This window comes from Candidatus Bathyarchaeota archaeon (genome assembly GCA_025059045.1).
Lineage (GTDB): Archaea > Thermoproteota > Bathyarchaeia > Bathyarchaeales > DTEX01 > JANXEA01.
Genome location: JANXEA010000014.1, coordinates 77,171 through 89,260 on the forward strand (window position 1 = coordinate 77,171; position 12,090 = coordinate 89,260).

Genomic DNA, 12,090 nt, shown 5'->3' on the forward strand with positions numbered 1-12,090 from the left:
AAGATTTTAAATATCTCTCCTGTTTGTATGCTGAGAGGAATGGGCAATGAAGGCACGCAACTATAGAGAGGTCAAGGGCGCACCGTACACGAGAGTAGAATATATACACGGGGCTCCACAGCCTAAGATTACAAGGTTCACTATGGGCGACCCAAACGGCGACTACACCTATCAGGTCACACTTCTCTCAGAAAACAGGGTTCAAATCCGCCACAACGCCCTAGAGGCGGCTAGAGTTGCCTCAAACCGTTACTTACAAGAGAAGCTGGGCAACAGCTTCTACATGAGAGTTCTCCCACTGCCGCACGTTGTTCTCAGAGAGAACAAGATGATATTCGGTGCGCATGCAGATAGACTACAGCAGGGGATGACAAAGGCCTTTGGAAAGCCGATAGGTAGAGCGGCTAGGGTGGAGCCCAATCAGCCCGTAATCACCGTTCAGGTCAGAGATAACGGAGTGGAGGCAGCGAAGGAGGCATTAAGAAGAGCCTCCGCCAAACTTCCCTTAACTTATAGAATAGTTGTTGAAAAATTGGAAAAAGATGCTATATCTGGGTGAAAGCCATGTCAGAAAAGAAAGGAAAATATGTTCTCTGGTTCGACGAGATCGGGATGGAGGATGTGCCTCTAGTAGGAGGCAAGAGCGCTAGCCTCGGAGAGATGACCAGAAGAACCGGGGTCCCGGTTCCATATGGATTCGCAACGACTGCCGAAGCATACAGGCACTACATAAAAGTAAATGGGCTCGATGAGAAGATAGCTGAAGCATTAAAAGAATTAAAGGATCCGAATGACACAGCTACCCTCCAAAAAGTAGGCGCAAAGATTAGGAAGATGATTGCTACTGCCAAGATGCCCGAGGAGATCGAGAAAGAGATAGTAAAAGCATACAAGCAGTTGGCCAAGAGGATCGGCGAGGAAGATCCATTCGTCGCTGTTCGAAGCTCAGCCACGGCTGAGGACTTGCCGGACGCTAGCTTTGCCGGTCAACAGGAAACCTACCTTAATGTTCACACGCCGGAAATGGTTGTCGAGAAGATAAAAGAATGCTTTGCCAGCCTCTTCACTGATAGGGCGATATTCTACAGAATCCAGAAGGGATTCGATCATATGGCCGTAGCCTTGAGCAGCATCGTCCAGCTGATGGTTTACAGTAAGGCCAGCGGCGTAATATTCACCCTCGACGTGGCAAGCGGAGATAAAAGCGTAGTCCTAATAGAAGCCGGATACGGCCTAGGAGAATTCATCGTGCAGGGAACAATCACCCCCGACGAATACTACGTCAGAAAGAGCGATCTCGAGATCGTGAAGAAGAATGTACCGACGAAGACTGTTCAGCTCGTCAGGCTTCCAAAAGGCGGAACAGAGAAACAGCCTGTGCCACCTGAACTTCAGAACAAGCAGGTTCTAACAGACGAACAGATAAAAGAATTGGCAAAGTACGCGATTGCTATAGAAGAGCACTATAAAAAGCCGATGGATATTGAGTGGGCTCTCGACGAGAGAACAAACAAACTGTTCATTCTCCAGGCTAGACCTGAGACTGTATGGGCACTTAAAGCGGCTGCTGAGGCTAAACCAGCGGAGATTGTCCCTACAAAAGAGAGGAAAGTGCTGGTCCAAGGATTACCAGCCTCACCCGGCATCGCTGTCGGTAAGGTGCATATAATACCGACAGTAGACAAGATCAATGAGTTCCAGAAGGGCGAGATACTGGTAACCGAGATGACTGCACCCGACTGGGTTCCAGCAATGAGAAAAGCAGCGGCTATAGTGACTAACTCTGGTGGGATGACATGCCATGCGGCAATAGTTTCCCGTGAACTTGGCATACCATGCATTGTGGGCACATCTTCCAAAGGGAAACCCGCAACCGAGTATCTGCCAGACGGAGCAATGGTCACCGTCGACGCGAAGCTAGGAGTCGTATACGAGGGTGTGCTAGAAGAGGTTTCTGAAGCGAGAGCCGCGCCTACTGCAGCCGTCGCGGTCGCGGAACCATATGTAGTGACAGGGACGAAGATCTACGTCAACCTTGGAGAGCCTGAGATTGCTGAGAAGGTGGCAGCCCTGCCCGCTGATGGTGTAGGCCTTCTGAGACAGGAATTCGTCTGGACAAGCGAGATAGGCGAGCACCCATTATACCTAATTGAGACAGGCCATCCTGAGAAGGTGGTAAATGGGCTTGCAGAAGCTTTTCGCAAGATATGTGCAGCATTTTATCCGCGTCCAGTAATAATGCGTTTCAGCGACTTCAAGTCATCCGAATATAGAGAGCTGAAGGGCGGAGACAAATATGAGCCAATAGAACCTTCAGCCCTCATGGGATGGAGAGGCGCATCGCGATACTATGATCCCAAATACGTTGAAGCCTTCAAGCTTGAGGTCCAAGCGGTCAAGAAGGTTAGAGAAGAGTTCGGCCTCAAGAACCTTTGGGTGATGATTCCATTCTGCAGAACACCTGAGGAGATGGAAAAGATCAACCAGATCTTCGAGGAGCAGGGCCTTAAACGTGGACCAGACTTCAAAGTTTGGCTGATGGCTGAGATACCTAGCAACTGTCTCATAGCCGACAAGTTCAATAAGTATGTAGACGGCTACAGCATTGGAAGCAACGACCTAACAATGACGGTGCTTGGATGCGACAGGGATAACGAAAATGTCGCGCACCTATTTGACGAGAGAAATCTAGCCGTCAAACGTGCGATCAGGCTTCTCATAAAGCTCGCCCACCGCGACGGAAAGACTGTTAGCATATGCGGACAGGCGCCAAGCGTATACCCAGAGTTTACGGAGTTCTTGGTCCGCAGCGGCATCGACAGCATCTCAGTTAATCCTGACGTCGTCGTCTCAACACGGAAACTCGTCGCCATGATTGAACAAAAAATATTGCTGGAGAAAGCCACTGGAAAAGGGCCGCGGGAAGACCCCGACCTAGATATTCCATTAGATGATTCTGAATAATCCCGAAAAACCGCTATTTTTTCCCTCAAATTTTTAATTCTTAGAAATAATAAAGAAGAGTGTTCATCGATTAGTTAACGGCAGGGTTCTCTGTTATGAGCCTATGCTCCAGATATCTCCTTGACTGCGGACATGAAATAGTGGCGGTGACCCCGCTGCGCAGAGACAGCCACACCTACTGCCACGTATGCAAAAAATACGTTAAAGTTCTGAGAGAGCTAAGGTAGATTCCCTACCCGAATTGATGATCGTTGAATTCGGCATATCAACGGCACGTTTAAACAGAACGTATTCCTTCAGCTCCTCAAATGCTGAGAGGACTTCAAACCCCCTCGATGTTAACTTGTATCCTCTCCCCTTTTCACTTGACCTAGAAGGTTTCAATATGCCTTGGGATCTAAGGAGACTTAAATATTTCTTAAGGAGCAAAGGTGAGAGATTCAAGGTTTTTTCTAGATGAGCAAAATCTCTTTCCCTCTGTATCTCACGCATAATGTCTAGGCATGTTTCAACCTTATAACATTCTCTCATAAGATTTCGTTAAAATATTAGCCACACCAACATTAAAGCCATTATGAATTTACAATTCATTTTACGACAGCATATATGGCAGAAGAAAATGAGAAATGATGATACATTGGATCTCCATCTGGCCGAAGGCAGAGCAGAGTTTTCTCATCCGGATAAATTATTGAGGTAAAACAATGTTTAAGTGAAAAGGACTATCTGAAAATATTGGAGACAACCGTGATTATGCGTGGAATAATATGGATAGAGTAAAAAGCGGATTCGATCTTAACGAGGAGAGGCTGCGTGAGGAGGTTAACAAGAGGGGGGCGAAGAGGGTTCTTCTTCAGCTACCGGACGGCCTTAAGAGTGAAGGGCCAAGATTGGCTTCAATCATTGAAGATGCTGGCGCCATTGCAATAATATCGGGCGATCCATGTTATGGCGGCTGCGATCTGGCCCTGCATGAGGCTCGCGCTCTCAAGGCAGATCTCCTTATCCATTATGGGCACACCAGGATGATAGAAATAAAAGAGGCTGATGTTCCTGTCCTTTATTTTGAAGCTAAGGCCACAGTTGATATATTGCCAGCCATTAGAAAGGCGCTTAATCTCCTCAAGCCATGGACGAGAATAGGATTGGCCACAACCGTTCAGCACGTTGACAGGATTGAAGGGGCAAAGAGGGTCCTTGAAGATGCTGGAAAGATCGTGTACATTGGAAGAGCGGGACATATGAGTTATCCAGGGCAAGTCTTAGGCTGCGACTACAGCAGCGCCAAGATCATCACAGACAAAGTTGACGCCTTCCTGTTTATAGGCGGAGGAAGATTTCATGCATTAGGCTTATGCCTCGTAACCAAGAAACCAATCGCAGTTGCGGATCCCTACGAAAATCGCGCGTACCTATTGAGTGATGAGTGGAAGGAGATTATGAAGAGACGTTGGGATGAGATATATAGAGCGAGGAGAGCGGACAGTTTCGGCGTGATTGTTGGGCTGAAGATGGGGCAATGTAGAATGGATGCCGCCCTCAAGGTGAAGTATGAGATACAAGAAAGCGGCAAAAAGGCGGCACTTCTCTGTCTACGGGAGATAACCCCGCAGGAGCTAATGCAATTTACAACAATTGACGCATTCGTGAATACGGCGTGCCCACGCCTATCTCTAGATGAAACTACATCATTCAGCAAACCGCTCCTCACAGTTGAAGAGGCATATGTTGCGATTGGAAAGATTAGCTGGCAGGAATTAATGGAGAAGGGAGTTATTTGAGACACTCATCGAAGGCCGGGTCTTAGGTGATCAGGAAAAAGCGCTTAGAGATTCTGCTTTCCAAATTAGATCCGATTCCAGAACCGAGACTTGAATGGGAGAGCTATATGCTTGATGCTGGAAGCGCAGCCAAGATCATCTACATCGCATCTTTTGTATACGGCGACATACGCGGAAAGAATGTGATCGACCTAGGCTGCGGGAGTGGCATACTGGCGGTAGGCGCATCGATAGCTGGGGCGAGATGGGTTGTTGGAGTTGATGTTGACAAGAAATCTATTGAAGCTGCTAAAAGGAACGCTTCAAAGGTTTCCGCGGACGTCGACCTGGTAGCCGGAGACATAAGTTGCGTAACTGGACACTTTGACACAGTACTCATGAACCCTCCTTTTGGAGCGTGGAAAAGAGGGGCGGATGTTTACTTTCTAGAGAAGGCGCTGCAGATCGGCGACGTCATCTATTCATTACATAAAGGCAGCGAGTCTGTGCGAAACTTTCTCAGCAGCAAAATACCTGATATTGGCGGGCATATTGACAAAGTTTACAGCTTGACCATTACCATTAGGCGGACTTTCAGTTTTCATAGGATGAGGCGATACTCGGTTAACGCTGATCTTTACAGGATAATTAGAAAAGCGTCAGATGCAAGGAGCAAAGCTAATATGTAGCGCAGTGTCGTAAAGTAGCGACAGGATGAACAGGGAGTAGGAGAAGGAGTAGGCGAAATGGCCGTCAAACAGCTAGGCAGAGAGAGCGGCTACTTTGTAACACCAGGGGAGAAGATAGGTGTTATTGAAGAATTTATACCATACTCGGGGACTCAGGTGGATAATGGCATAATACGTTCGACTAATGTTGGGTTTGTTCTTCTCGATTTTGCAAACAGGAGGATCTCCGTCTACCCGACTGCACGTAATCACAACATCCCAAAAGTTGGCAGCATAGTTATTGGCGAAGTCACGGGCGTGCAAAGCTCGATGGCTTTCGTACGCATCTCAAAAGTTGGCCGCAAATTCATATCAGGATCGTTTACGGGGGTTTTGCATATCTCGGACGTTAGCTTCAGGTATGCTGAAAACATTCTTGATTGCTTCAGGCTCGGAGATGTGATTCGCGCAAAAGTCATAAGCAACAAGAATCGAACATTTCATCTCACTACTAAGGGTGACAATCTAGGGGTCATATTTGCTCTATGCTCCCAATGTGGAGGACCACTAGTGCTTAAGGGAAAGATTCTTAGATGCGAATCATGCAATACATCTGAGAAGCGTAAGATCGCAAATGATTATGGTACGGTCAGCATGTAAAGATATGTGGAGGCGGCGGTCTTGCAGTTAAAGATATTGAAGAGGACGCAGAACGAGTTGAAGATTGAGATTGAGGGTGAAGGGCACACTTTATGCAACCTTTTAGAGTCGGTTCTTCTTGAAGACGATTATGTTGAATTTGCGGGCTATGATATTCCGCATCCGCTGGTTTCGAACCCGGTTATGCTGATAAAGACGAGAAATGGGAAGAGCCCTACAGATGCGGTCAAAGAGGCGGTTGATAAGATATTAGAAAGGGGAAGAATGTTGAATGAGAATTTCCTCAAAGCATTAGAGGAATGGAAGAAGTAGGTGAAGGATAATTTTAATTATCGCCATATGAGCAGCAAGTTATTAGGATGGAAAAAAGCCGGGGCCTCTAAGAAAAAAAATCGCTCATCTTTCATTCAAATTCTTAGCGGACAGGCGTAGGAGGATGGCAAAAGCGTCAACTTCCGAATCGCCACTCTCAATTATATTGATAGCTTCCTCAAGATCTACCGCCCCCGACATCCAGCCATATAGTATAATAGATTCCGCGGCATCTGCTTGCCTGTGCCTATCAGTCCTAGACGGCAAAAACTTTCGAAGGTCAGCCTTACGCAGCGCCGAAGCGAGAACTGAGCTATCCACCTTCCTACCAACCGGTCTTCCACACTTTTTTGAAAGAGCTAAAGAATAGAGAAAATTGACGAAAGCGTCCCCCAATGAGGCCAGATCCCGATCTTCAAGTACCGCGGATATATTCTCATGCTTTGGCGCGAAACTGAAGACTCCTAGTCTACGAGGCTCTGCTCCACTACTCATGATAGAATTTTTTCCTAAAGGAAGCTTTTAAGTTTTGGATTGAGATATGATGACTTGAGAGTACAAGCATATGGGCCGATAGTATCCCTTAATGTTCCAGCATGTACAGAGGCATAGGTTTACATGGCGGTGCAGATGAAGAAAACGATTGTTCTTAAGGTTGACAGCGAAAAACCAGAATTGGACGCGATTAGGATAGCTGCCGATGTTATTCGGAAAGGGGGCCTTGTAGCCTTTCCTACAGAAACTGTCTACGGTTTAGGGGCAGATGCATTAAATCCGAGAGCCGTAGAAGATATTTACCGGGCAAAGAAGAGACCGTTAGATAATCCCATAATCGTCCATATAGCAGACGTTCCTGACGTCTATAAAGTCTCTAAGGAGGTCCCCGAGGCAGCCGAAAAACTAATAGACATATTCTGGCCCGGCCCTTTAACATTAATCCTCAAGGCATCCGAGATTGTGCCGAGAATCACTACTGGGGGGTTGACAACGGTCGCAATAAGAATGCCTGACTCAAAGATTGCGTTAGCACTAATAAGGGAGTCACGTGTCCCAATCGCTGCTCCAAGCGCCAACCTTGCGGGGCGACCGAGCCCAACCCTAGCCGAACATGTTCTCAAAGATCTTGACGGGAGAATAGATTTAGTGTTGGATGGCGGGCCCACCAGGGTTGGGGTTGAATCGACTGTTCTGGATTTAATTTCAGATCCGCCGCAGATACTGAGGCCTGGGGGGGTTCCTTACGAAGAGATAAAGAGAGTTATCGAGAACGTCAGGCTTCATCCAGCCGCCTTGGCTAAAGAGAATGTTCCAGTTGATGTGGCACGCTCGCCCGGCATGAAGCACAGGCATTATGCGCCGAACGCTAAGCTCATCGTCGTGGAGGGAGATCTTAACGCTTCCTTGAGGAAGGTTCAGGAGCTGGTCAACCATTATAAAAGCTTAGGGCTGAAGGTAGGTGTACTCTGCACAGAGGAAAGAACCCAGTGCTTAACTGCCGATACTGTTAAATCATTTGGAAGGCGGGAGGATCTAGCCGAGATTGCAAGGAATCTTTTTAGGGTTCTCCGTGAATTCGATAAGGATGGAGTCGACGTTATAATAGCTGAAGGTGTTTCGGAGGAGGGTTTGGGACTCGCCGTAATGAATAGGCTTCGAAAGGCTTCAGGCTTCAATATAGTCAGGGCGGAATAGTTAAAAATCGTCTTCGGAGACTTCCCCTTCAGCATCCTCGATCCCCTTCTCTGTGATGATGAACCTCGCCGAGTTTTCAGGGAGATATGGACTGTCGATAACCCTCGCAACCCTCACACCCTTTGACCCCTTTCTAAGGTAAACTCTATGCGTACAGGCATGGGCCATTATATTTCCTCCGGCAGGCCTGTTGGGGTCGCCGAAGAATGTTGAAGGGTTCGCTTGGACTTGATTCGTGATTACCACGGCAACATTAAAGGCTTCGGAAAGCCGAAGGATCTTATGCAGGTACTGATTAAGCTTTTGCTGGCGTTCGGCAAGGTTTTCTCTGCCAAGATACTCGCCGCGGAAATGACTGATCATACTGTCGACAACTATCAGTTTAATGTTATTCTGGGGGCATAATGAGAATAGACTGTCAATCAACAGGCATTGGTGACTGCTATTATAGGCTCTTGCAACATAAATCCTGCTTGCAACCGCATTTGGATCCAGACCTCTTGCCGATGCAATCTGGTAAACTCTTTCGGGAACAAATGTTCCTTCAGTGTCTATGAACGCTACATTTCCCCCCAGGCCCCCCTGCTCCGGCGGCAGTTGTGCAGTGACGGAAAGCATTAGGCAGATCTGCGTCTTACCCGATCCATATTCACCGATGAGTTCGGTGACGGCTTGTGTCTCGATTCCCCCTCCGAGAATCTCATCAAGTTTTTTGCTTCCGGTCGTGCATCTATTCATCAGTTTTCTTCTCTCATAGAAGTCTTTGGCAGTCTGGAACTCGACCGCTACTATCTGTCTTGCTGCTTCCTGTATCTTTAGCACTGTATTGAAGCCTATCCCGGTTTTCTCCATGATCTCTTGCGGGGGTGATACGGCTATAGATTCTATTGTTGAGTAGCCTGCTGCCCTAAGTTTGGATGCGGTTGATACGCCTACACCGTCTAGAGATTCTATATCCTCAGACATTTTTAATCATACATCCACTCAATATTCTTCGAGGATATTGTCTTCCAGCATTTCTTGCATACTGGAAGCTGCTTTCCCTTATACATGATGTATAGGGCTATATCTGTGCTTCTGCATTCTCCGTCCCACGGATTTTTGCACACTTCCTCTAAATGTCCCACTGTTCCCTCTACGCTAAGATTCGCAGCCGCATTGGATTGTGGCCTCTTTCTTCTATTCATTGGTACTGATCGCCTTCCGTGGGAATGTAGAAGTAGAGAGTATATAAGGGATCGGTGATTTCTGGGGGAGGGGTGGGGCGCAGATATCGACTTCGCTTCCAGGTCTTACCCCCTTATTAACTTGATTTTCTGCAAGAATTCAATTATATTTCTCGCTAATTCATCGTCCAGATTAATTTTGTAGGTCTTGGGTGTGTACGGATATTCTTTGACCATATTCAGTCTTACAAGAGTCTTCAATTGGTTGTCGACGGCAGGTGTGCGCAGCCCGGTCAGCTTAACCAAAGCGTACTTCGTGAACGCTTGGTTAGGGTTCAGCGCCAGATGTAATATGACTCTGAAAGCGCTTCCTCCTCCGAGCACATCCTCAAGTTTTTTCCATATATCTTCTTCAGTCTTCATCAGTCTTCTTCAATTTCTCCATCAAGTTGCTCAAAAATTTGTCAAGGTCCAGGGCTGAGGCGCCTGAAATCCCGATTTCACTAAGAGACTTCATCTCCACTATTCCTCTGTAGATGAGATCTTGAAGATGTTCCTCAAATTTTTCACAGGGTTTCATGTTGTATTCTTCGCATAGCATGTTGTAACTGTTTCTGATCTCGCGCAGTCCGACGTATGCCGCCTTACTCGTCCTTAGGCATCGTGCAAGGGAGAGGAGTATCATTTTTCCATCATTGTCTAGGCTCATTACATCCTCGGTTGTTATGGCCGGGTTTACGCCGCCGTAGACCTTTCGGACATGGTCGGGCAGAATTTTTCCCACACCCAGATTTTCAGCTAAGTTACCAGAGTAATATAGAAGATCTAGCCCCACCCGGATATCCCCGTTGACGGGCGGATTGGCCGTTATATCGCATATGAGATCTAATGTCTCATCATCTATGGCGCCAGGCTTTAATGCTTCGTCCACCCTATCCTGGAGTATGTCTCTTATCTCTTTTCCCTTATATCTTGGAAAATTGATGACTCCCATGCCGAGGGTTGATTTTTCCGCAGGATCTAGACGATCATGCCACTTGAGTGATCTTGCTATGAAGATTATGCCGATGATGGGTGAGGGTCTTCCCGGGTCTATCTCAGTTATGCGTGTCAGATCATAGACAAGATGCTCCTTCGGGTTTATTTGTAGGAAATAGTCGATCTCGTCGAAGGAGAGGATTAGATACTGGTTGTTCACTCTCAGGTATCTAATCAGCTCTCTCATCATCTCCTCCGGGCTTAGGCTTCTTGTCGAGATTTCTGGGGCAACCTTCTTCACTAAGTTGCCGAATAACACGAATTTTGTGGTTCCTTCAACTTTGCAGTTGATGTAAGCGTGTCTCAAATTGATTCTATCTTTCTTCGCCTGTTGCGTAAGATGCTCGCCGAACTTTATGGTTGTACATGTCTTTCCGGTTCCGGTGTCACCAATAATCTGAACGAAACGTGGATAAGCGTTATTTATGTCCTTGATTAAGCCCCCATATATTGAGAGGAGAATGTTTATCTGGTCCTCACGGTGTGGGAGCCTCTTGGGTATATAATGCGGCGAAAGCTTATTCCTATCCTTAAATATTAGGCTGCTTGCCAATTAGATCGATGGATCCTCCTTTCTCAACAGTTATTCTTATTCTTTGCATCTTATAAAGGATGATGAGCCTTCAGAGTTGCACCTAAATTTATAGGAGCTTGAAAAATTCCATATAGTTGTGCGGAAAGTATAAATTTTAGTTGCTTATACCATTGCCTCATCTTGGGGTGCGATGCAGCTGTGGCGTATAAGTATCTCGCACAGGCTTGGAAGGATCCTGACTCCTCATTTATAAGAGACTTGATGAGGGAGAGGGTTATAGAGTGGCGGAAGGAGCCAGCAATAATTAGGATTGAAAAGCCAACTAGAATTGACAGGGCTAGGAGGCTGGGTTATAAGGATAAGCCAGGCTACGTTGTTGTCCGGGTCAGGGTTAGAAGGGCTGGGATGAGAAAAAAGAGGCCGAGGTCTGGAAGAAGACAGAAAAGGATGGGTGTTGAGAAGTATAAGCTTACTAAGAGTATGAGGCTGATAGCCGAGGAGAGGGCGGCGAGAAAGTTCCCAAACCTCGAAGTTCTCAACTCTTACTGGGTCTGGCAGGATGGAAAGTATAAGTGGTTTGAGGTTATACTCGTTGATAGAACCCTTCTGCCCGAGCTCAAACTTGGAAAAGGAAGGGGAAGAGTCTTCAGAGGCTTAACGAGCGCAGGTAGAAAAATGAGGGGCCTTATGGCCTAAGAATTCTCAGACAATGTAGACAAGGGCTGCTAAAACGCTGCCATGTGAGCCTTCTGGAACCTCGAGGGTTTCAATCCGATATTTTGTGTTATCAAGTTCTATCCCTCTAACCCTAGCCATCTCAGCAAGCCTTCTCTCAAGCTCCTTCCTCAGGGAAGCCTGATCCATACAACCGTACGCTTCGGCGACCAAGCCGTATCCCTCTTCCTCGTCTATTCCGTAGGCGATCCCAGCGCTTATTGTCCCCCCAGTTCCCTCAGCAGCAGCCATAACGGCATAAGTGATCGAGCCTACCGGGATCTTTTTAGGCTTGGTCTCCACGCAGTTCGGCGGAATTATGGAACTTACCCTAACAATATTGCATTCCGACAGTCCAGCAGCCTTCAAGGCAAGGTCAAACGCGTTGAGTGTTGAGACCTTACTCACAGCCTTGCCGCTTGTCACAAAAAAGGACTTAGGGATCACTTTATTCACCTCTACTCACATGGAGCGGTGTTCATCCCTAAAATAATGGAGAATATTAGTTTTGCGATCAATCCGCATAGTGGAACGCGTCAGAATGATGAAACAGTCCAATCCGATAATAAAAAATGCTGAGA

General features: G+C 47.0%; 15 protein-coding genes. 8 read left to right on the forward strand and 7 right to left on the reverse strand.

Features of this window, described 5'->3' with window-relative positions; all coding sequences use genetic code 11:
- Positions 1–46 precede the first annotated feature (46 nt).
- The gene (locus NZ952_05795; GenBank protein MCS7120697.1) at positions 47–559 is read left to right on the forward strand and encodes a 50S ribosomal protein L16; all 513 of its coding nucleotides are present in this window, start codon (positions 47–49) and stop codon (positions 557–559) included.
- A 5-nt stretch (positions 560–564) separates the two neighbouring features.
- Positions 565–2,964 carry a phosphoenolpyruvate synthase gene (ppsA, locus tag NZ952_05800; GenBank protein MCS7120698.1) on the forward strand — a complete coding sequence of 800 codons (2,400 nt, stop codon included), beginning with the start codon at positions 565–567 and terminating at the stop codon, positions 2,962–2,964.
- Positions 2,965–3,165: 201 nt separating this feature from the next.
- Here the strand turns inward: ppsA and NZ952_05805 are convergent, their stop codons facing one another.
- Entirely contained in the window at positions 3,166–3,495 is a 330-nt protein-coding gene (locus NZ952_05805) for a hypothetical protein (GenBank protein MCS7120699.1), read from the reverse strand.
- Positions 3,496–3,731: 236 nt separating this feature from the next.
- Here NZ952_05805 and dph2 point away from each other — a divergent pair, with 236 nt between their 5' ends.
- The 4 genes from dph2 to NZ952_05825 are packed head-to-tail and all read left to right on the forward strand — an operon-like array spanning position 3,732 to position 6,364.
- A complete protein-coding gene (gene dph2, locus NZ952_05810) occupies positions 3,732–4,745 on the forward strand; it encodes a diphthamide biosynthesis enzyme Dph2 (protein ID MCS7120700.1) in 1,014 nt (337 codons plus the stop codon).
- Between the two features lie 26 nt (positions 4,746–4,771).
- Positions 4,772–5,413 carry an METTL5 family protein gene (locus tag NZ952_05815; GenBank protein MCS7120701.1) on the forward strand — a complete coding sequence of 214 codons (642 nt, stop codon included), beginning with the start codon at positions 4,772–4,774 and terminating at the stop codon, positions 5,411–5,413.
- A 57-nt stretch (positions 5,414–5,470) separates the two neighbouring features.
- A complete protein-coding gene (locus NZ952_05820; protein ID MCS7120702.1) occupies positions 5,471–6,052 on the forward strand; it encodes an exosome complex RNA-binding protein Csl4 in 582 nt (193 codons plus the stop codon).
- 21 nt (positions 6,053–6,073) lie between these two features.
- Positions 6,074–6,364 carry a DNA-directed RNA polymerase subunit L gene (locus NZ952_05825; GenBank protein MCS7120703.1) on the forward strand — a complete coding sequence of 97 codons (291 nt, stop codon included), beginning with the start codon at positions 6,074–6,076 and terminating at the stop codon, positions 6,362–6,364.
- Between the two features lie 84 nt (positions 6,365–6,448).
- Here NZ952_05825 and NZ952_05830 read toward each other — a convergent pair whose 3' ends face one another.
- Complete coding sequence (locus NZ952_05830; GenBank protein MCS7120704.1) at positions 6,449–6,859, reverse strand: hypothetical protein; 411 nt, start codon at positions 6,857–6,859, stop codon at positions 6,449–6,451.
- A 135-nt stretch (positions 6,860–6,994) separates the two neighbouring features.
- On the opposite strand from NZ952_05830, the gene NZ952_05835 reads away from it, so the two are divergent.
- Entirely contained in the window at positions 6,995–8,056 is a 1,062-nt protein-coding gene (locus NZ952_05835) for an L-threonylcarbamoyladenylate synthase (protein ID MCS7120705.1), read from the forward strand.
- Here NZ952_05835 and radA read toward each other — a convergent pair whose 3' ends face one another.
- The 4 genes from radA to NZ952_05855 form a co-directional block, all read right to left on the reverse strand.
- The gene (radA, locus tag NZ952_05840; GenBank protein MCS7120706.1) at positions 8,057–9,022 is read right to left on the reverse strand and encodes a DNA repair and recombination protein RadA; all 966 of its coding nucleotides are present in this window, start codon (positions 9,020–9,022) and stop codon (positions 8,057–8,059) included.
- Positions 9,023–9,024: 2 nt separating this feature from the next.
- On the reverse strand, positions 9,025–9,243 hold the full coding sequence (locus tag NZ952_05845) for a hypothetical protein (protein ID MCS7120707.1): 219 nt from the start codon (positions 9,241–9,243) through the stop codon (positions 9,025–9,027).
- Positions 9,244–9,348: 105 nt separating this feature from the next.
- Complete coding sequence (locus NZ952_05850; protein MCS7120708.1) at positions 9,349–9,645, reverse strand: hypothetical protein; 297 nt, start codon at positions 9,643–9,645, stop codon at positions 9,349–9,351.
- On the reverse strand, positions 9,635–10,813 hold the full coding sequence (locus NZ952_05855; protein MCS7120709.1) for an AAA family ATPase: 1,179 nt from the start codon (positions 10,811–10,813) through the stop codon (positions 9,635–9,637). The genes NZ952_05850 and NZ952_05855 overlap by 11 nt, the downstream gene beginning before the upstream one ends.
- A gap of 180 nt (positions 10,814–10,993) precedes the next feature.
- On the opposite strand from NZ952_05855, the gene NZ952_05860 reads away from it, so the two are divergent.
- Complete coding sequence (locus NZ952_05860) at positions 10,994–11,491, forward strand: 50S ribosomal protein L15e (GenBank protein ID MCS7120710.1); 498 nt, start codon at positions 10,994–10,996, stop codon at positions 11,489–11,491.
- Between the two features lie 6 nt (positions 11,492–11,497).
- On the opposite strand, the gene NZ952_05865 is transcribed toward NZ952_05860, so the two are convergent.
- Complete coding sequence (locus tag NZ952_05865) at positions 11,498–11,956, reverse strand: pyruvoyl-dependent arginine decarboxylase (GenBank protein ID MCS7120711.1); 459 nt, start codon at positions 11,954–11,956, stop codon at positions 11,498–11,500.
- Between the last annotated feature and the right edge of the window lie 134 nt (positions 11,957–12,090).